The following is a 20,363-nucleotide window of genomic DNA, read 5'->3' on the forward strand; positions in this document are numbered from 1 at the left end:
AGCCTGTTAAGTGAGCCAGTTCACGGGAAAAACGTATTGCCGCTCGGTCTTTTTCGTTCGCTGTACCACGCGCCTCGCGAGTTTTTCAGGTAATTGAAAAAACGCACGCAAAAAGACGGGCTATTACCACCCGTCTTTTCATATCAATAGACCTATTATCTCTTTTTCTTATGACATCAAGCAGATGCAGAGGCTGTACTAGCTTGCGGCACAGTGGCATCATGGATAAGTTGTTCCAGTCGTTCCCGATGCTTAGCCGTCTCCTGCTCACTCCATCCGAGTGTTTGTCCCATGTAAGCTATAACTGGAACCATCCATTGTCGTACTTGACTAATGGCAAAGTATAAAGCACCCGTACGACGAACGAAGTAGTCTTCCGGTGTAGCAACCATCTCTTCTTCCATCGCATAGACAAGCGAGGCAAAAACTCCTTTCGACAGACCCGCCTTTTCCGCTTCTTCCCCGCGCTCACGAACAATCGTATAAATGCGGGCTACATTGGAGCCATAACGGCGAGCCAAACGTTCCGCTTCTTCAGCCGATAGTCCGACGGCAACGCCCTGTGTGACCTGTTTTTTTACAAATGACTCAAAACCAGCCGAACCACCTACATCGCCGCCCGATAGACGGGTACTATCGGTAGAACAGCCCGGATATGAGCCCTGTCCCTCTTCCTTCAGTTGGGAAGCTACCAGATCTACGATTCGCTCTGCCATCTTCCGATATCCGGTTAGCTTACCACCCGCAATCGTCAGAAGCCCGGATTCCGAGATGAAAATCTCATCCTTACGGGATAACTCAGAAGGTGACTTACCGTCTTCGTGAATGAGCGGACGCAAACCGGCCCAACTGGACTCCACATCTTCAGCTGTTAGTTTCAATGTAGGAAACATAAAATTCGCCGCCCGTATAATGTAGTCCCGATCTTCTATCGTCATTTTCGGATTAGCAATATCTCCGTGATAGTCTGTATCAGTTGTTCCTATATACGTTTTGCCTTCACGCGGAATGGCGAACACCATCCGTCCATCAGGCGTATCAAAATATACCGCCTGGCGGAGCGGGAACCTTGTTCCATCGATAACCAGATGTACACCCTTTGTCAGATGCAGACGTTTGCCTTTTTTCGAACCGTCTTTCTCCCGAATTTTGTCCACCCAGGGGCCTGCCGCGTTAATAACTTTTTTAGCGTGAATGTTGTATTTCTCACCACTTAATGTATCAACAGCCGTGATACCTACAATCTTTCCATTCTCATACAGAAGCTCCTCAGCCTTCACATAATTCACCGCCCGCGCTCCTCGATGTACTGCTTCTTTCATAACCTCAATCGTCAGGCGTGCATCATCGGTCCGATATTCCACATAATAGCCTCCGCCTTTTAAATTATCGGTACGCAACAGTGGTTCCCTAGTCAATGTCTCCTGTTTGTTCAACATCACGCGGCGTTCGTCCCTCTTAACTCCAGCCAGCGTATCATATACGCGTAAGCCAATAGAGGTGGCAAACTTCCCGTATGTGCCGCCTTCGATCATTGGGAGGAGCATCCATTCGGGCGTCGTTACATGTGGCGCATTTTCGTATACAATGGCTCGCTCTTTACCAACTTCGGCAACCAGCTTAAACTCGAATTGCTTAAGATAACGCAAACCGCCATGTACCAGCTTAGTGGAGCGGCTAGATGTTCCCGCAGCAAAATCCTGCATTTCTACAAGCGCAGTCTTCATTCCCCGGGATTGGGCGTCAAGCGCGATACCTGCTCCTGTAATACCTCCACCGATAACAAGAACATCGAACGATTGTGTTTCCATATCACGTAAAATCTGCTGACGTTGAACGCTCGCAAATGATTGTTCCATGTAAATTCACTCTCCTACACCATATAGTATGAACCGAATGAGATTAATTATCTTTTTCCCAAAAACAAAAAGACCACAACAAGATCCTATGGAATTCAAGGATCTGTTGTGGTCTTCTCCGATTCTCCGACCAATATTAACTTCTACAGTCTTAGCACCTATAAGTATAGCATAATCCCCACCTGGCTTCAACTGCATGGAATTCTAATCTAATCATTTAAGCTTAAAGCCCATGGTTGCCTCTACTGCTTTTTTCCAGCCTGCATACAACCGGATGCGTTCGCCCTCCTGCATCCGCACCTCGAACCGCTTCTCTATCTGCCACTGGGAAGCAATCTCGTCACGACTCTTCCAGAACCCTACAGCTAACCCCGCCAGATATGCCGCACCAAGCGCGGTCGTTTCATTAATCGTAGGACGCTCTACCGGTACACCAAGAATATCGCTTTGGAACTGCATCAGGAAATCATTTTTTACTGCGCCCCCGTCCACGCGTAATGTCTTCAACTCGATTCCGGAGTCGGCCTCCATCGCGGAGAGTACATCCTTCGTCTGGTATGCGAGCGATTCCAACGTAGCACGGATAAAATGCTCCTTCTCCGTTCCGCGCGTTAATCCGAAAATCGCCCCCCGTACGTCGCTGTCCCAATACGGTGTACCCAATCCAACGAAGGCGGGCACCATATAAACACCGTCTGTTGATTCTACACGCGCCGCATACTGCTCACTGTCAGCAGCCGATTTCAACATGCGAAGGCCATCCCGCAGCCACTGGATCGCCGAGCCTGCGACAAAAATACTGCCTTCAAGCGCATATTCCACTTTTCCATCAATTCCCCAGGCCAGTGTGGTCAGAAGTCCGTGCTCTGACTTTACCGCTGTCTCCCCGGTATTCATCAGCATAAAGCATCCTGTGCCGTACGTATTTTTGGCCATGCCCGACTCGTAGCATGCCTGTCCAAATAACGCCGCCTGTTGGTCACCAGCCGCGCCGGAAATCGGAACGCGCTCGCCGAAGAAGTGATATTCCACAGTTTCTCCGTATACTTCCGAGGACGGGCGAACTTTCGGTAACATTGTATGGGGTACGCCGAGCATCTTCAACAGCTCTTCATCCCATTTTTGCTCATAAATATTATACATAAGTGTACGTGAAGCATTAGAGTAGTCGGTTACATGTGCTTTACCGCCGGTTAGGCGCCAAATAAGCCATGTATCAATCGTACCGAATAGCAAGTCTCCATTCTCCGCCTTCTCTCTCGCCCCTTCGACATGATCCAAAATCCATTTCACTTTGGTCCCAGAGAAATAGGCATCGATTAGAAGTCCTGTCTTGTTCCGTACCATATCCGAGTAGCCCTGAACCTTTAATTCCTCACAAATATCAGCTGTCTGGCGCGATTGCCAAACAATGGCATTATAAACTGGATTCCCCGTATTTTTATCCCATACAACTGTGGTTTCCCTCTGGTTTGTAATACCAATAGATGCGATTTCCTTCGCGCTGATGTTCGATGTTGAAAGCACTTCAGCAATGACCGCCAGAATAGAGCCCCAGATTTCATGCGCATTATGCTCTACCCATCCCGGGTTAGGGAAGTACTGTCGAAATTCTCTCTGGGCAACGGTTACAATTTCTCCTTGCCTATTAAACAGAATGGCACGTGAGCTTGTTGTTCCTTGGTCTAAAGCCAGTACATATTTTTTTTCCATGAACGTCCGCTCCTTTTAATACATATAGTGTTTGATATATCTTAAGGAAGAAAAACTAACTTATAGAATAATGCGCCGAGAGCACCACCAATCACCGGACCTGCAATCGGAATCCAGGCATAGCCCCAGTTCGATGGGCCTTTGCCCGCAATCGGCAACACCGCATGGGCAAGACGCGGACCAAAATCCCTCGCTGGATTAATCGCATAGCCTGTCGTACCTCCGAGCGAAAGCCCGATGCTAACAATAAGAAATCCTACAACAAAAGGATTAAGGCCATCAGCAAATTTATTTGCACCGATTGCGAGAATTCCAAGGACAAGCACAAATGTTCCGATGATTTCACTTATTAAATTAGCTGCACGATGGGGGATAGCTGGAGCTGTAGCAAAAACTCCTAGTTTATCCGCCGGACTTTCAGTCACTTTCCAATGCGGAAGATAATGTAGCCATACTACCACAGCACCGAGAAATGCACCGATTATTTGAGCCACAATATACATCGGCACATCTGCCCAAGGGAATTGGCCCACAATAGCAAGCCCAATCGTTAAAGCTGGATTCAAATGCGCGCCACTAATACCACCAACCGCATATGCCGCCATAGCTACTGCCAGCCCCCAACCAAGCGTAATCACAATCCAGCCAGCGTTATGCGCTTTCGTTTTGTTCAATACGACTCCACCCACTACGCCATCCCCCAGAATAATCAAAAGCATCGTCCCTACTATTTCTCCTAAAAACGCCGACATCCCTGTACCCCTCCTCCGGTTTTTTCGAAGAAAATAGAAAACCCACAGCAAACATTCCCTAAAGAACTTAGGGCATCACTGTGGATCTCCATGTCTCCATCACTACAATTAACTTGTATATCAAGCCACATCTGTTGATTATCCCTGTCTATAAGGATAACAAAGATAGTGCTACACAGAAAGACACTCTGTTTTACTCTTAATTTTTCGCTTTTCCAGTATTCCAGGTTAAAGCCAGGAAGAAGATAGCGAGGACGCAGGAACCGACAAGCAAGACAAATCCTCCATCCCATCCAAACATATCAACAATATAGCCCATAGCAGCATTGGCGAATGCCGCACCACCCAAATAACCGAAAAATCCCGTTAATCCTGCTGCTGTACCTGCAGCTTTCTTCGGAGCAAGATCAAGTGCATGCAGACCAATCAACATAACCGGACCATAAATCAGAAAACCAATACTAACCAGTGCAATATTATCGATAAGCGGATTGCCTGGCGGGTTCAACCAGTATATAAGCACAGCAATCAATACACCGACCATGAATAAAATACCTGCCGGTGCCCTACGACCCCTAAATAGCTTGTCACTCATCCAACCGCAAAGCAGCGTACCAGGAATTCCAGCATATTCATACATAAAATAAGCCCATCTAGAATTATCATTGCTAAATCCTTTGACTTCTGTCAAATAAGTAGGCGCCCAGTCCACTACTCCGTAACGAACAAAATAGACGAATACATTAGCCAAAGCGATAAACCACAAGAATTTATTAGTAAGTACATATTTAAATAAGATCTCTTTAGCAGTAAGCTCTTTTTCCCGATCTTCAACATTATCATTCGGATATTCATTCTTATATTCCTCTATTGGAGGCAATCCCACTGATTGAGGAGTATCACGCATAGTAATGATTACATAAATCCCAATAAGGACCGCTACAATTCCGGGAAGGAAAAAAATACTGTTCCATGTTGCGAAAAGCAAAATTCCTAAACTTGCAAGAGGTGCCGTAAGCCCGCCACCTACATTGTGGGCGACATTCCAGATTGACATTTTCGTTCCACGTTCGCTAATGGAGAACCAGTGTACCATCGTTCTTCCACTCGGAGGCCAGCCCATCCCCTGAAACCATCCGTTGATAAACATCGCTACGAACATAATAGCAATGCTGGAAGTAAGGAATGGTACAGTACCGAATAAAATGTTTAATATCCCCGACAAAATAAGTCCAGCTGCAAGAAAATAGCGGGGGTTACAACGGTCCGATACGATACCCATAACGAATTTACTAATGCCGTATGCAATAGATACAGCTGATAATACAAGCCCTAATTCCCCTTTTGAAAAACCTTGTTCCGTAAAGTAAGGAATCGCAAGAGAAAAATTCTTCCGTACCAAATAATACCCTGCATATCCAATAAAAATCCCTAAAAACACTTGCAAACGGAGCCGGCGATACGTGCTATCGACCTGTTCTTCCGGCAAGCGCTCAATGTGAGGGGCAGGGCGAAAAATGTTTGCAATTTGCTGCCACATATTCTTACTCCTTTCTGTTCTCTATTTTGTGTTTATCTGGTTTATAAAATGAATTTCCCTCCCTTTTCTTTTGCCCATTTTTAATTAAAGAACAGAGAACAAAAACAAAAAAACCATAAAAACACAGGCAGAAAGGAATACCTCACCCTGTTTTTATGGTTACGTCTCAATATCTCCAACCAAATGGCTGTATTAACTTTTTAGTAAATTCAATATAGCATAGTTTTAAGAAATTGTGAATGCGTTTTCTTTTATTTTTTTCCCGCAAAGTGTTTCCATATCTCTCTTCGTGAGGTAGTAACCGCTATAGCGCCTCCATCCAACGCCATCTCTGCATCTTCAATCGTACGAATCAGACCGCCCGCCAACACAGGAATCTTCACTTTTTCGTATACTTCTGCAATAATATGTGGCATCACTCCCGGCAATACCTCAATGAAGTCCGGCTGTGTCTGCTCCACGAGCCGATAGCTGGTTTCCAACGCATTCGTATCCAGTAAAAAGAGGCGCTGAATAGCCAATACCTTGTTCTTCCGGGCTGTCATTACGGCGCTTTTGCGCGTAGAAATCACACCTGCCGGTTTAATCTCCTGACATAAAAATTCGGTCGCATATTCATCATTACGCAAGCCCTGTATCAGATCGACATGAACGAGCATCTTTTTATCATGCTGACGGGCGGTCTGAACAATGCTTTTAATCTGTCCGATATGACTGTCCAGCAACACCATATATTCAAAGCGGCTACGCAAAAGTACCTCGAAGTCTTTCATCTGACGCACGGCGGGCAATACTTTCTGGTTAAATATGTTCACCTTTGCTCACACCCTGTCTTCAAATTATATTGCTCTTATTGTAGCACGGGTATGTAGTGTTTCAAACATTACTTCTTCCACTTCTTTCATTGTAGCATCAGTGGATTCAACCGTCTCGAACAGCCTGTTTACCTTCGTGGCGACAATGGCCGGAAATATATATTCGTACATTCTGATAAACGAACCGGCAAACCATTTGGGCGACATCATATCCACTCCAGTCAATTTTTTGTCTATCTTATTTTTCTTTGCGGTATAAAAGCTTTTCCTGTTTCACACGCTAAGACAAGCGGAGGTGTTAAATAATGAGCAAACGAACACACATGTCTGTCAACCGAGATGAACTCCTTGCAGCTTGGCAACAAGCTTTACCTTCAACTTTCAAACAGACGGATAAGGTCGAAGTCATAGCAGATCCGCTGGATCAGGATGCACTTCGTATTCATGTCAACACAGCAGGCCATAACCATTATGAATTTGAGTATATATGCCGATACGTCGACCCACGTGAGGTTCAGGTTACATTACGGGACATCCAACACATGGGGGCTACGGTCTACGATCCGACATTGGATATCCAGAATCTCTCAGAGGAATACACGCGCAATATTCACGAATGCGCCCAGACCCTCCATTCTTTGACCAATCCATAGCGCAAGGAAAGAAGGAATGAATATGGGAAACAATAAAAAAGAAAAGAATGTAGACAAAAACCTTCAAAACGTTGTAGAAGATTTAGAACAAGTTAAAGTCAACAGCTTTCATGCCCAACAAATTCAGCAAGACACAAACGATCGCCGACATCAGGATGCACTTAACCACGATGAATAATCGAAAAAAACACTATCTGACAGGAATTAGCACTGTCAGGTAGTGTTTTACGTTTCTTCTACGGCACTTTTTTGATGAAAATATTTGGGTTTCCCCTAGATCTATCACTTTTGACTGCTTCATCGGACGATTCACTCACCATATTACCTAGAAACACCCTTGGTATCCATAAATGGATAGAAAAGAAGGATGCGTACGGCGTGCATCTTATTTCTTCCGATATATGGATAATCAACAGGTGTGAAGACAGAACGTTTTATGAGCGACGAGATAATCGTTTCATTTAAGGTTGCTCCCGCTAATTAATTTTTATCCATTTTTTTGATTTGATTATACTAAAAAAAACTATATTCATAGATATGTTTTTTATATTTTTTTCATTACTTTAAGATTATTTATATACAATGATAAAGATTAATACATTATTGTTATTACATAAAAAAAATGGAAATATGTTATCCTGAAGAAAAAGAAAGGAGATTTCAATGACTAACATATCATTGAATCCAGGCGATTTGGTAACTGCTACTTACAAATCGGGCGAATATATCGGAGAGTTAGTGGAATTATATCTGCCGCGCGTAGCCGTAGTCAAAATACTCGCAGTACGCAAGCACCCGGAGCAAGGTGATTTACATCATCCTGGTCAAAGCAACGTTCCACTATTCCACCAACGGCGTGCACTTTCTTATCAAGAGAAGGCGTCTGTGCCGATCGCAATGGTACATCCTTATGATGGAGACGTGCCGGAATATGAAAGCTCTCTACGCAAAGCGCTTGAAGAAGAAATCGCAAAGCTGCAGAATGATTCATCTGAATGGGCCAAACGTTCTCTGCGTGAATTGGAGACCTTACGTAGCGAATACTTCTAAACACAAAGAACGGAGTCGGCTACCACCGGCTCCGTTTTCCTGTATCAATCTGTCTCTTCTTTCTTCTCCTGAGTGCGCGAAGGCAATCGCCCCGTCTTGCGTGCCGCTTCCCGCAACAGGAATTCAATATGTGTATTTACACTCCGAAACTCATCAGCCGCCCAGCCTTCCAACGTTTCATACAGCTTCGGATCGATACGGAGAAGAAACTTCTTTTTCTGTGACATGGGCTAATACAGCGACCCCGAGTTGATGACAGGCTGGGCGGAACGTTCAGATACAATAGCTACCATCAAGTTATTAATCATGGCCGCTTGTCGTTCCTCATCCAATTCGAAGCCTTCACGTTGAAATTCTTCAATTGCCATCTGTACCATACCCACCGCACCTTCTACGATACGCTGTCTGGCAGAGACGATTGCAGAAGCTTGCTGACGCTGCAGCATAGCACTAGCAATCTCGGTCGCATACGCTAGATGCGTAAGACGTGCTTCAATCACTTCCACACCTGCTACTGATAAGCGAGATTGGAGCTCCTGCGCCAGTTCTGCCGCAATCTCATCCGTATTGCCACGTAGAGAATAGCCCTCTTCCTTGAAGTTATCATACGGATAACGGCTGGCAACATAGCGTAATGCTGTCTCGCTCTGAATTTCTACGAACTGTTCGTAATTATCTACATCAAACGTTGCCTTTGCGGAATCGATGACTTTAAATACGATAACTGCCGCAATTTCGATTGGATTTCCTTCTACATCATTCACCTTTAATTTTTTACTATTAAAGTTGCGTACTTTTAAGGAAATTTTACGGCGCATTGCAAATGGAATGCCGAGCCATAGCCCACTCTTCCGAACCGTACCAAGATAGTGACCAAAAAAGATTAATACCGCTGCTTGATTCGGCTGCACAGTAAAAATTCCACTCGCGCCAATCGCAGCAAGTACGATACATAGCACGCCTAACAACGGATTTTGAGCGAGAATGAGGAAATAGACGCCAGTGACAAACAGTACTACAAGCAATAACATTCCTAAAAAACCATTAACGGCCCACGCTTGTTTCTCTGTCATGATGCTCTCTCCTTTACGAAGTAGTTAGATATCATATTGATATTATTATGATATCATTTTTGTATTTATTTGTAAAACAAAAAGTTTAAATTTTTTACATGTGAGATTACCTAACAAACATAGTAAAGAATATAAATAAAATATGATATATTTAAACAAAAACAAGCCAGGAGGAAAGGAGAAGTCAGATTGTCTTACAAGGATCGGAAAGTAATTACGATCGGCATCGTCAGCGAGCTAACTGGCTTATCGGAGAGACAAATTCGCTATTATGAAGAGAGAAAGCTTATCATGCCCGAACGAACACGTGGCGGCACGCGCAAATTCTCCTTTGCAGACGTAGAACGGCTCGTACAAATCGCCAATCATATGGAAGATGGTCTGCAAACCTCAGAAATACGCCGCATGGAGCAAAAGGCAATGCGACAAGATAAAGAACTGCGTGAACGAATGCTTCGTGGGCAGCTTAACGCAGCATTTCCACAACGTAATAAATAACAAACCCCCCGTTCCCATTTGAGGAACTGAGGGGTTCTTTTTTGGAACCAATATCTTCATTCAACTAATTTTTTTCTACGTTCCTTTGTTTCGTCGTGATACTTTGCCACATCTTCATCAAACGCATAGGCCGGGAATATGGCTTTATCGGCACCTTTTCTAACACTTTTCTTATTTATATAAAAAACCTTGTTAGAAAATGTACCGCATACAAACACAAAAAAGAAGAGTCTATTATAATCAAGATATCACCATCACATTCAGGTGTATCTCTCTCTTAATAAACTCCCCTCTAATTGCCGCAGCGCTTACTCTCCAACGCTGCGGCCCTTTTTTGATTCTACTTTTTCGCTCCTGGCAATAAAGTAAAACTTCCATATAACATGGACTTTCTTTATCTCCGCCAATGGTTAATTACACTTATCAGACTCTTACTGCCCATTAGATCCGGATAAACGCTTTACCGCATTAAATTAAAGGTGCCTGTTGCCTCTTATAAATCTCATCCATTTCCCTGGCAGATTGAATATCGAGCTCTGTCAGTCCGCCTGCACTCCAAGTAGTCAAGCGCAGCGTGACTAGCTTATAGTCAATCGCAATCATCGGATGATGTACCAGGCGCTCCGACAAATGGGCGACTTGATTGACGAACTCTATCCCATCAAGGAATTCCTTGAATCGGTATTTTTTCTCAATCCACTTCTCATCTTTACGTTTCCAACCGGAGAGCTCAGCTATACTCTCTTGAATTTGTAATTCCGTTAACTTCACCCATTTCACCTGCTTTCTTATAGTAGAGAACTAGACAGGCTGCTCTGTCGAATCGGAGGCACTAAGCAACATGAGGCCGTTCTCGATTAGTTCTTTGTTTTCCGGCTGCTCTGCCAACCGCTTCAATTGCATATGCAAACGACTCTTTATATCCGACATTATATTTCTTTGTGTAGTAATCTCAAGAATTTCCAGGCGAAGCAACCAATCCTCCGGATACTCTATATCCAGCGCTTCTACAATCGTTACAAGCTCCCGTTCTGTTCTTTCGATGTTCGTATCGCTTTCACGGATAGCACGTACTTTTTGATACATCTCGTGCAGCTTTTGCTCACGTTCATTCCACTGTGGAGATGCTTTGGTTAGCAAGGATTTTTTATCGGTATGTGCCGAGAATTTTTCCCGATCCGCGGCTCCGGAAAATACAGAGGAAATTCGGGCGCCAACCGCCATATCATAAGTGCCCCATTCCGGCTTAAACAACGTTTTCCCGTCAGACGTTTTAACGGTACAGTTCTGGAACCCTATTAGAATAATTTTGCCTTGATGGCGCTGTACGTATTTAACTGTACCTGCAACATGGATACCAGACTCGAATTCCAGTTCCGTCTTTGAACCATCCACAATACCATAAACGGATACCTGCTCATCTGACCATTCCTCCAAAGGTATAGTGCTTCCTTTCAAGTATCCGATTGGTGAACCAAAGCCGTCCTTATGATAATCTTTGCCATGTCCAGGAAGTTCTTTATTGTCCGTTGCCAATGCCGCGGGTCCTGTTAATTGCATATATATTGCTTCGTCATTATCATCATACTCCAGACCAGTAATCACACCGGTAACCTGCAAACCAGATGTATAGACAGCAGTTGAAATGTTTTCCGATTTGAGCGCTTTCATCAGGCTTTCCGTACCACCTCTGGAGCAGGCAAGACGCTTTTCCAATTCTTTCACCGCGTAGATAAGCTCATCAAAATCGCGGCATACAAATAGTTGTGGCTGGTAATCCGTAATATCATAGCCTGTTTCGATACAGGCATCGAGCGAGAACGGAAGCTTCTTCACATCCGGTTTTAGGCAACGCTTACTTTCCCCTACGGAGGATAGCAAGCCCGCTCCATAAATCTGCGGATTGTCTATCGTTCCAATAAGACCGTATTCGACCGTCCACCAATACAACCTGGATACCAACTGGATTTCCGAGACTTCTATAATCGCTTCTTGCGCCTCTCTCAGCCGCTCTTCTGCTTCAGTAACTTGCTTAGGCGTAGCCATAGGATCTTCTTTTAACATTGATAGATAGCGAATCGCTTCATATAAATCATAGTCCTCTTTCGTCGACATAGCTTTTGCGCCCAATGCGCCGATAAGCTTCACAAAGGAAGCATACTTCTTATCCTTCAATATCGGTGCGTGTCCTGCCGCCTCATGCAAAATATCAGGCGCCGGAGTATAGGCAATATGCTCATGTGTACGAATATCTGTAGCAATCGGCAAAATACCGTGTGCTTGAAAATCCATAAATGCCGCGGAAGAAAGAAAGCCATCGATCGTCACGGCTCCCCAGCCATACTTGGACAAGCATTCGTTCATAGCCTCAATACGCGGAATTGACTCTACGTCGATTCCTGTAGAACGAAGACCATCAATGTAGGCAGCATGTGCCCTCTCTCCAAGAAATGCACGATTCTGACGCATAACATAGCGCCAAACAGCCTGATTAATCGGCGTGTATTTCTCATATTCCTGATCTACGATAAATTCACGCAGATGAGAAGGAATGTTCATCATAAAGCCTCCTCTTTCGCTTTATATCCTTCTTGTTCATTTTCGTCCGAATGTGTGTGCTTTCCCTTGCCCAACACACTGTTTTTATAACCATATGAAAAATATACTACGATGCCAAGTCCCAACCATACAAAAAATCCAAACCATGTTATAGCTGGCAGATTCGCAATTAAATACCCACAAAACAGGACAGCGAGAATAGGAATGAACGGCACAAAAGGCACTCTAAATGCACGTGGCAAATCCGGCTGCGTTCTACGCAAAACAAGCACGCCTATAGATACGACTATATAAGCGAATAGCGTCCCAATATTCACCAGTTCGGCCAGCTTATGCAGCGGAATCAATCCGCCGAATAAAGCGGCCAACAAGCCTGTCATCCATGTATTCGCTACGGGTGTTTTGGTTACAGGATTGACTCTTGCCATCGTCTTAGGAAGTAGCCCATCCCGACTCATGGCGAAAAAAAGCCGTGTTTGTGCATATAATAGTACAAGCAGGACTGTCGTAATTCCCGTAATTGCCCCGATGGAAATAAAACCTGCAACCCAGTCCTGCTGGATGTAGTTCAAAGCAAACGCCACCGGGTTTTTCACATTCAGTTCAGTAAACGGTACAATTCCCGTAAGAATAAGAGAAACAATAATATATAGAATCGTACAGACAGCAAGTGAAGAAATAATGCCAATCGGCATATTACGTTGCGGATTTTTTACTTCTTCTGCCGCCGAAGCTACTGCATCGAATCCGAGATAGGCGAAAAATACGCTCGCTGCACCGGCAGCCACCCCGGAGAATCCGAATGGCATAAACGGTGTCCAGTTTTCAGGTTTTACGTACCAGGCACCAACGGCAATGAACAGTAAAACGACAGCTACTTTTACGACGACCATAATGTTGTTTACACGTGCCGATTCACGAATTCCTCGTGTAAGCAAAAACGTAATCAACAACACGATAGTGATAGCTGGGATATCGATATAGGTTCCTTTTCCCGCATCATAGGCACTCGTTATCGCGGTCGGAAGTTCGATGCCAAAGCCCGCAATAAGTCCCTGAAAATATCCGGACCACCCGCTGGCAACTGCTGAAGCTGCCAATCCATATTCCAATATCATTGCCCAGCCCAGAATCCATGCCATGAATTCACCAAATGTAGCATAGCTATACGTGTAAGCGCTGCCAGTCATCGGCATACTAGAGGCGAATTCCGAATAGCATAACGCAGCAAATACGCAGGCAAGACCTGAGACAATAAAGGAGAGAACAAGGGCAGGTCCGGCATGTTCCGCCGCAGCTACCCCCGTCAGCACGAAAATTCCTGTTCCAACAATGCAACCAATGCCTAACATCGTTAAATCGACAGCACCAAGCGCTTTTTTCAATGAGCCTTCTTTCTTGGCAGTAAAATCTTTAATGGATTTTTTGCGAAATAAGTCCATTCTGTCTCTCCTTGCGGCGATTTTGTTATTTAGTCGGTTGCTTCTTTCTTTCTAAAACAAACGTATCCGCCATCGCCCTTGTGTAGACCTGGCCTGCCATACGCCCAACCGGTTGCAGCTTCACGGTATCGATTTTACCGTCAAAATACAATTCATCTTTAACATAAATGTTAACAACCTGCCCGATTACGAGACTGCCTCCACCTGGCTTGTCGCCAAAGTGCAGTACATCATGAAGTACGCACTCCAAATGCACATCGCTTTCCGCTACACGGGGCGGCTTTACGATTTGACTGCTTTGCCTAGTGAGACCGACAGCATCGAATTCATCTACGTCAGGCGGATATTCGATGGCACAATCATTCATTTGTTTGACGATTTTCTCACTGACAATATTTATAACGAATTCGCGTGTTGCCTCAATGTTGTTCAAGGTGTCTTTACGCGCACCATCTGTGCCTCGGAGCATAGGTGAAAAGCAAACCAGCATCGGATCTGCAGAAATCGCCGTAAAAAAGCTAAACGGTGCAAGATTAGCCTGACCTGCTTCGTTTATCGTCGAAACAAAGGCAATCGGGCGTGGTAAAATAGAACCGATCATCAATTTATACGCCTCATTCCAAGGCAACGTACTTGGCTCAACGTTCATAAAAAGCCCCTCCTTTATTTTTGCGGTAACCAGCTGTACATGTAGTTTTTATCTTCATAGTCGTGCGCTTGCTTTACCACACGGAGCGGACGGAATGTATCGATCATAACCGCTAGCTCTTTCGTTTCTTTTTTGCCGATGCTCTCTTCCATCTTGCCCGGATGTGGACCGTGCGGTAAGCCGCTCGGGTGCAAAGTAATGGACCCTTCCTCAATACCACGGCGGCTCATGAAGTCTCCATCCGCATAATATAACACCTCATCGCTTTCTACATTGCTGTGTACATACGGGGCAGGAATAGCTTCTGGATGGTAATCGTACAGGCGCGGAACGAACGAGCAGACAACATAATTCCATGCTTCAAACGTTTGATGAACCGGCGGCGGCTGATGGACGCGGCCCGTAATCGGTTCAAAATCGTGGATACTAAATGCGTATGGATAAAGATACCCATCCCAACCGACCGCATCAAGCGGGTGAAAATCGAACATATACGATGTCAGCATTCCTTGGGCACGCACACGCACCTCGAACTCGCCCTTCTCATCTTTAGCTTCAATCTTCTCTGGCGTTCTAAAGTCGCGCTCACAGTATGGGGAATGTTCAAGAAGTTGACCATGCTCATTGCGGTACCTTTTCGGCGGAACAATCGCGGAGTTCGATTCCACTACTAGAAACCGCGCTTCTTCCGTTTCAAGAACGACTCGATATGTGGTTCCGATCGGGATAATAATGTAATCACCTGGATAGAAGGAGAGCTCACCGAAAATGCTTTCGATTTTGCCTTTTCCCTCATGGACGTATAGCATTTCATCCCCTTCTCCATTGCGATAGTAGTACGACATTTGTTTATTTGGTCGCGCGACCCCGATTGCAAGATCCTCATTGGCCAGCATAATCTTGCGTGCTTCATAAAAATCTCCGCCTGCCTCTGTATTCCATGTACGGAAATGGCGATGCGCAAGTGCATCCTTATCTTCAAATTCCAGATGAATGTCTTTGATTTTTGTCGCTTTTGTTACCTGGGTAGGCGGATTAATATGATAGATGAGCGATTGGATTCCAGAGAATCCTTTTGTTCCCATTAGTTGCTCATAATACAGTCCACCGTCTGGCTTCCGGAATTGTGTATGACGTTTATGTGGGATGTTGCCCATTTTTACGTAATGTGGCATTCAGACTCCTCCTTTTATGGCATGACTTCACGTAATGTTTGAATAAATAATTCATTCTCTTCGAAAGTACCCACCGAAACTCGAATCGTTCTGGCAAGCCCAAGTGCTTCTCCAGGCCGAACAATTATACCTTTGCGCAGAAGTGCCTGAAAGACCTCTTCACCGGAACAAGGAAGCTTTATCATCACGAAGTTTCCCTGTGACGGGAAGTAGCCAAGCCCGAGCTTTGCGGTTTCCTGTTCTATGTATCTACGCCCTTCATCATTCTGTGCTTTACACTCTTCCACAAAATTCTCATCGTCTATAGAGGCGAGCGCAGCAGCTTGCGCCATCCGATTCGTATTGAAAGGCTCTTTTACCTTCATAAGCTCCTGAACAAAGGCTGGATGCATAACACCGTAGCCAATCCGTAACGCAGCCAGTCCATAAATCTTAGAGAAGGTTCGCAGCACGATTACATTCGGATAAGAAGCGACGATGGAGGCACAGTCAAGATAATCGTTATCCGTTACGTATTCAAAATACGCTTCATCAATAACAAGGATGATATGGTCCGGTACTTGCTGAATAAACGATTGCAAATGAGCTTTGCCTACGATGGTCCCTGTCGGATTGTTCGGATTGCATACGAAAATCATACGTGTTTTTTCATTAATCGCAGCCAGCATGCCGTTTAAATCATGTATACCATCGATAAGCGGGACAAGTCTGGGTACGCCACCTTCTATTTTCACATTGGTTTCATAACGCGGAAATGTGATATCAGCCATAATCGCTTCATCGCTTTCACGAATATAGCTGCGTGTTAGAAGATGAAGAATTTCATCGGAGCCATTACCGACAATAATCTGGTTCGGATTCACCTGAAGCTTTTCCGCCAGCCTGTGCGCAAGCATAGGTGCAGTGCCTTCAGGATAGAAAGTGATAGCATCCATCTCACGCAACATCGCTTCTCTTGCACGGGGCGAATAGCCGAGTGGATTTTCATTGGAGGCTAGTTTAACGATGCGGCTTAGCCCCAGTTCTCTCTTCACTTCCTCAATCGGTTTACCAGGCTTATAGACGCCTACAGTTTCCAATTGTTTTCTTGCTATAATCTTTTGATGTCTTGCTACAGACATATTCAATCCTCCGTCCTGCTTTAGATAATTTCATTACGGAGCACGCCCAGCTTCTCGATCGACAGTTCTACAACATCGCCTTTTTGCAGCCAGCGATGCGCCTCCGTACCAAGCTCAAGAATGCAACCTGTACCCACCGTTCCTGAACCGATGATATCTCCTGGATATAAGGTACATGCTTCTGAAGCACGTTCAATCATCTGAGCGAAGGAGAAGTACAAAGATTTCATATTGCCTTGGGATAGCAAGACCCCATTTACTGAAGCTTTCATTTCCAAATCATAATGCTCGCCACTGCGTCGTTCTTCCAATTCATCCTTTGTTACAAGGTACGGCCCCATCGAAGTAGCGAAGTCTTTGCCTTTCGCCGGACCCAAGCCTACCTTTACTTCTTGGCGCTGTATATCTCTTGCACTCCAGTCATTGAGAACCATGAAACCCTCGATATATTCCGATGCTTCTCCCCGCTTAATATTACGACCTTCCTTACCAATAACACAGGCTACTTCTAACTCATAGTCCAGCCATTCTGTATACTCTGGTTTTTCTACTGGTTCATCTGGGCCTTTAATGGCTGACACATTAGAAAAATAAAAAACAGGGAAATCGTACCATTCTGGAATCATGTCCAACCCTCGTTTTTTCCGTGCTGTTTTAACGTGCTCCTCAAAGGCATAAAAATCCCGGAAGCTAGCCGGGCGAGGTATTGGAGCTGCAAATTTAATTTCTTGTTCTTTTCCCACAGTAGGGAGAGTTATCTCTGTTGTCTTATCCAGATCGATTAGCCAATTCTTTCTTAATTGGGGTAGGTTCAAATAATCAAGCAAGGAAACAGGAGAGGAGATGTCTTCCCCTCTCGTTTCTGCCAAGTGAAGGTACGTTTCCTCCAAATCATAAACGCTGCTATTATGAATCCATCCTGCTCTTATTCTTTTATAGTCTGATGTATAATAACTGACAAGTTTCATTAGATGTTGCCTCTGCGTTCCTGTTCACGTTCAATGGATTCAAACAGTGCTTTAAAGTTCCCGTCTCCAAAGCCAAGCGCACCTTTGCGTTGGATAATTTCAATGAACAGCGTCGGGCGATCAACAATCGGTTTAGTGAAAATTTGGAGGAGATATCCTTCATCATCGCGGTCAACAAGAATATTTAGTTCCTGCAGCCTCTTAATATCCTCGTCAATTTCACCTACACGGTTTGACAATTCTTCATAGTACGTATCTGGTGTGTAGAGGAATTCTACACCATTTTCTTTAAGAGCTTTTACAGTTGAAATAATATCGTTTGTCAGAAGCGCTAGATGCTGTACCCCTGGGCCTTTATAGAAATCAAGATATTCTTGAATTTGAGATTTACGTTTTCCTTCGGCCGGTTCATTAATCGGGAATTTAATACGTCCTGTTCCATTTGTCATTACTTTGGACATTAATGCCGAGTATTCTGTAGAAATGTCTTCATCGTCGAATTGTTTCAGTACGCTGAAGCCGAATACTTTTTCGTAGTACGATGTCCACTCATCCATACGTTCTACATTACCTACAATATGGTCGAGTCCTACAAGGCCTGTAAAAGTAGAAGGAATATCGAATTCGGCAGGTTGGTAACCTGGTAAGAAAATACCGTTATAGTCTGCTGTTTCGATGAGCGTGTGGATGGTATCTCCATATGTACCAATCACCGCTTTTTTTACCAATCCATTCTCATCACTTTCTGTCCATGGCTCGCGAATAGCAATGGCTCCGCGTTCAATCGCTCCTTTGTACGCATCCTCCACATTCTCCACTCTCAAAGCGATATCTTTTGCTCCTTCGCCATGAAGTTTAATAAAATCAGCAACTTCATTGGTATCTTCCAGTGCACCGGTTAATACGAAGCGGATCGTTCCTTGTTCAACAACATATGATACGCGGTCTCTACATCCCGTTTCTAGACCACGATATGCTTTTACATTGAAACCAAAAGCACGACAGTAATAATATGCTGCTTGTTTTGCATTTCCTGTATAAATTTCTACATGATGAATATCCTGTACGGGGAAGATTTCCTCTTTGGCTAATTTTTTAACATCGGACAACTCTTTAGACATACGATTACCTCCTATTTATTTGTAATATTAGTTTGTTATAAATGTTTATTCTATTTACACTTATTTGATTAATTAAAATCATATATCGTTTCTTTTATCTTTGCAAACGCTTACACTAACGCGTGTATACTGTGCTACTTTAAAGTTAAACACAGTGTAAATAGTAATTATTTGAGGTGAAAAAGATGTTTAGGGACAAAACAAAAAACACTCTTCTTCAATGAAGAGAGTGTTTGTTCATTTCATGAATATGTATGTCATTTTTCAGTATAAAGTGGGCCTAGGCTGACTCGAACAGCCGACCTCACGCTTATCAGGCGTGCGCTCTAACCAACTGAGCTATAGGCCCAAATTTTCATAATCGGGAAGACAGGATTTGAACCTGCGACCTCCTCGTCCCGAACGAGGCGCTCTACCAAGCTGAGCCACTTCCCGGGAAACATGCTAAAACAAAAAACAAAGCACCCTCTCGGGTACATGTCATCTAAATAGAAAATGGAGCGGACAACGAGACTCGAACTCGCGACCCCGACCTTGGCAAGGTCGTGCTCTACCAACTGAGCTATGTCCGCAATGTATTCGATACCGTTAAGAAAAACCAGATAATACTATCTCCGCATCTTAATAAAAGAAGATGCCGGCGAAAGGAATTGAACCCTCAACCCCCTGATTACAAGTCAGGTGCTCTGCCAATTGAGCTACACCGGCATATGAATTGTTGCGTTTTATTTTTTACGCTGATTTATCCTTACATAGAAGCCACTTAGCAGCCGGTAAAAATGCGTTCAAAATAAAAGCATACCTACATTAATAAATGTAAGATATGGAGGATGACGGGATCGAACCGCCGACCCTCTGCTTGTAAGGCAGATGCTCTCCCAGCTGAGCTAATCCTCCACGACGCACAGGATATGCGAGTATCTTCAACGCCACAGGGCGTGACAAATGTTGAAGATGAAATGGTGACCCGTAGGGGATTCGAACCCCTGAATGCATGCGTGAAAGGCATGTGAGTTAAGCCACTTCTCCAACGGGCCAGATTTTATTAACAAAATTTATTTTATTATTTTCATAATAAGTTGGCAAGCATTTTTATACTCAATTGAATATGTATTGGATGAAAATGATGGGCCCTGCAGGACTCGAACCTACGACCAATCGGTTATGAGCCGACCGCTCTACCAACTGAGCTAAGGGCCCTCCTATAAATATTTAGTTATATAGGAGAAACCAAAAAGCTTGCATTTTTAAAGATAAAAAAGGGCTGCACCCTGAAAACTGAATCAGAAGAACATGCACATGTGTTTGGTTAAGCCCTCGACCGATTAGTATTCGTCAGCTCCGCGTGTTGCCACGCTTCCACCCCGAACCTATC

General features: G+C 44.3%; 20 protein-coding genes and 7 tRNA genes. 4 read left to right on the top strand and 23 right to left on the bottom strand.

The genetic code is table 11. From position 1 onward, the window contains the following. Window positions 1-176 precede the first annotated feature (176 nt). The 6 genes from AF333_RS27380 to AF333_RS27405 all read right to left on the bottom strand — a co-directional run bounded on the left by AF333_RS27380 (window position 177) and on the right by AF333_RS27405 (window position 6,904). On the bottom strand, window positions 177-1,859 hold the full coding sequence (locus tag AF333_RS27380; RefSeq protein WP_043066226.1) for a glycerol-3-phosphate dehydrogenase/oxidase: 1,683 nt from the start codon (window positions 1,857-1,859) through the stop codon (window positions 177-179). 213 nt (window positions 1,860-2,072) lie between these two features. Then, entirely contained in the window at window positions 2,073-3,572 is a 1,500-nt protein-coding gene (gene glpK / locus AF333_RS27385; protein ID WP_043066225.1) for a glycerol kinase GlpK, read from the bottom strand. 41 nt (window positions 3,573-3,613) lie between these two features. Beyond that, complete coding sequence (locus AF333_RS27390; RefSeq protein WP_043066224.1) at window positions 3,614-4,324, bottom strand: MIP/aquaporin family protein; 711 nt, start codon at window positions 4,322-4,324, stop codon at window positions 3,614-3,616. A gap of 199 nt (window positions 4,325-4,523) precedes the next feature. Further along, entirely contained in the window at window positions 4,524-5,864 is a 1,341-nt protein-coding gene (gene glpT, locus AF333_RS27395; RefSeq protein ID WP_043066223.1) for a glycerol-3-phosphate transporter, read from the bottom strand. Between the two features lie 251 nt (window positions 5,865-6,115). After that, window positions 6,116-6,679, bottom strand: coding sequence for a glycerol-3-phosphate responsive antiterminator (locus AF333_RS27400; RefSeq protein ID WP_074715368.1), 564 nt, complete (start codon window positions 6,677-6,679; stop codon window positions 6,116-6,118). A gap of 24 nt (window positions 6,680-6,703) precedes the next feature. Continuing rightward, window positions 6,704-6,904 (bottom strand): hypothetical protein, encoded by a 201-nt coding sequence (locus AF333_RS27405; protein ID WP_235497039.1) that lies wholly within the window; start codon window positions 6,902-6,904, stop codon window positions 6,704-6,706. Between the two features lie 80 nt (window positions 6,905-6,984). On the opposite strand from AF333_RS27405, the gene AF333_RS27410 reads away from it, so the two are divergent. The 3 genes from AF333_RS27410 (at window position 6,985) to AF333_RS27415 (ending at window position 8,382) form a co-directional block, all read left to right on the top strand. Next, the gene (locus tag AF333_RS27410) at window positions 6,985-7,332 is read left to right on the top strand and encodes a hypothetical protein (RefSeq protein ID WP_043066221.1); all 348 of its coding nucleotides are present in this window, start codon (window positions 6,985-6,987) and stop codon (window positions 7,330-7,332) included. Window positions 7,333-7,354: 22 nt separating this feature from the next. Then, the gene (locus tag AF333_RS34250) at window positions 7,355-7,510 is read left to right on the top strand and encodes a hypothetical protein (RefSeq protein WP_162836861.1); all 156 of its coding nucleotides are present in this window, start codon (window positions 7,355-7,357) and stop codon (window positions 7,508-7,510) included. A gap of 485 nt (window positions 7,511-7,995) precedes the next feature. Further along, complete coding sequence (locus AF333_RS27415) at window positions 7,996-8,382, top strand: kinase-associated lipoprotein B (RefSeq protein WP_043066220.1); 387 nt, start codon at window positions 7,996-7,998, stop codon at window positions 8,380-8,382. 44 nt (window positions 8,383-8,426) lie between these two features. Here AF333_RS27415 and AF333_RS27420 read toward each other — a convergent pair whose 3' ends face one another. Next, a complete protein-coding gene (locus AF333_RS27420) occupies window positions 8,427-8,609 on the bottom strand; it encodes a hypothetical protein (RefSeq protein ID WP_043066219.1) in 183 nt (60 codons plus the stop codon). Between the two features lie 3 nt (window positions 8,610-8,612). After that, on the bottom strand, window positions 8,613-9,455 hold the full coding sequence (locus tag AF333_RS27425) for an SPFH domain-containing protein (RefSeq protein WP_043066218.1): 843 nt from the start codon (window positions 9,453-9,455) through the stop codon (window positions 8,613-8,615). Window positions 9,456-9,644: 189 nt separating this feature from the next. Here AF333_RS27425 and AF333_RS27430 point away from each other — a divergent pair, with 189 nt between their 5' ends. Beyond that, window positions 9,645-9,953, top strand: a complete 309-nt coding sequence (locus tag AF333_RS27430; protein WP_043066217.1) for a MerR family transcriptional regulator — start codon at window positions 9,645-9,647, stop codon at window positions 9,951-9,953. 468 nt (window positions 9,954-10,421) lie between these two features. Here AF333_RS27430 and AF333_RS27435 read toward each other — a convergent pair whose 3' ends face one another. The 15 genes from AF333_RS27435 to AF333_RS27505 all read right to left on the bottom strand — a co-directional run bounded on the left by AF333_RS27435 (window position 10,422) and on the right by AF333_RS27505 (window position 20,188). Then, on the bottom strand, window positions 10,422-10,724 hold the full coding sequence (locus AF333_RS27435; RefSeq protein ID WP_043066216.1) for a 4a-hydroxytetrahydrobiopterin dehydratase: 303 nt from the start codon (window positions 10,722-10,724) through the stop codon (window positions 10,422-10,424). A gap of 30 nt (window positions 10,725-10,754) precedes the next feature. Next, entirely contained in the window at window positions 10,755-12,512 is a 1,758-nt protein-coding gene (locus AF333_RS27440; RefSeq protein ID WP_235356649.1) for an aromatic amino acid hydroxylase, read from the bottom strand. After that, window positions 12,512-13,954: an amino acid permease gene (locus AF333_RS27445; protein ID WP_043066214.1), complete on the bottom strand. Its 1,443-nt coding sequence runs from the start codon at window positions 13,952-13,954 to the stop codon at window positions 12,512-12,514. The genes AF333_RS27440 and AF333_RS27445 overlap by 1 nt, the downstream gene beginning before the upstream one ends. Window positions 13,955-13,979: 25 nt before the next feature. Further along, the gene (locus AF333_RS27450; RefSeq protein ID WP_043066213.1) at window positions 13,980-14,603 is read right to left on the bottom strand and encodes a flavin reductase family protein; all 624 of its coding nucleotides are present in this window, start codon (window positions 14,601-14,603) and stop codon (window positions 13,980-13,982) included. 14 nt (window positions 14,604-14,617) lie between these two features. Further along, complete coding sequence (locus AF333_RS27455) at window positions 14,618-15,778, bottom strand: homogentisate 1,2-dioxygenase (protein WP_043066212.1); 1,161 nt, start codon at window positions 15,776-15,778, stop codon at window positions 14,618-14,620. Between the two features lie 14 nt (window positions 15,779-15,792). After that, window positions 15,793-16,899 carry a histidinol-phosphate transaminase gene (gene hisC, locus AF333_RS27460; protein ID WP_043066211.1) on the bottom strand — a complete coding sequence of 369 codons (1,107 nt, stop codon included), beginning with the start codon at window positions 16,897-16,899 and terminating at the stop codon, window positions 15,793-15,795. A 20-nt stretch (window positions 16,900-16,919) separates the two neighbouring features. Further along, window positions 16,920-17,867 carry a fumarylacetoacetate hydrolase family protein gene (locus AF333_RS27465; protein ID WP_043066210.1) on the bottom strand — a complete coding sequence of 316 codons (948 nt, stop codon included), beginning with the start codon at window positions 17,865-17,867 and terminating at the stop codon, window positions 16,920-16,922. After that, the gene (hppD, locus tag AF333_RS27470) at window positions 17,867-18,988 is read right to left on the bottom strand and encodes a 4-hydroxyphenylpyruvate dioxygenase (RefSeq protein ID WP_043066209.1); all 1,122 of its coding nucleotides are present in this window, start codon (window positions 18,986-18,988) and stop codon (window positions 17,867-17,869) included. The genes AF333_RS27465 and hppD overlap by 1 nt, the downstream gene beginning before the upstream one ends. 275 nt (window positions 18,989-19,263) lie before the next feature. Then, window positions 19,264-19,337 (bottom strand) — tRNA-Ile (locus tag AF333_RS27475). 12 nt (window positions 19,338-19,349) lie between these two features. Next, window positions 19,350-19,423: transfer RNA gene (locus tag AF333_RS27480), tRNA-Pro, on the bottom strand. Window positions 19,424-19,484: 61 nt separating this feature from the next. Next, window positions 19,485-19,560, bottom strand: a tRNA-Gly gene (locus AF333_RS27485). 63 nt (window positions 19,561-19,623) lie between these two features. After that, a tRNA-Thr gene (locus tag AF333_RS27490) sits at window positions 19,624-19,696 on the bottom strand. A gap of 116 nt (window positions 19,697-19,812) precedes the next feature. Further along, window positions 19,813-19,885, bottom strand: a tRNA-Val gene (locus AF333_RS27495). A gap of 63 nt (window positions 19,886-19,948) precedes the next feature. Further along, window positions 19,949-20,025: transfer RNA gene (locus AF333_RS27500), tRNA-Glu, on the bottom strand. A gap of 90 nt (window positions 20,026-20,115) precedes the next feature. Then, window positions 20,116-20,188 (bottom strand) — tRNA-Ile (locus AF333_RS27505). Window positions 20,189-20,363: the final 175 nt, after the last annotated feature.

It is taken from the genome of Aneurinibacillus migulanus (genome assembly GCF_001274715.1).
GTDB lineage: Bacteria > Bacillota > Bacilli > Aneurinibacillales > Aneurinibacillaceae > Aneurinibacillus > Aneurinibacillus migulanus.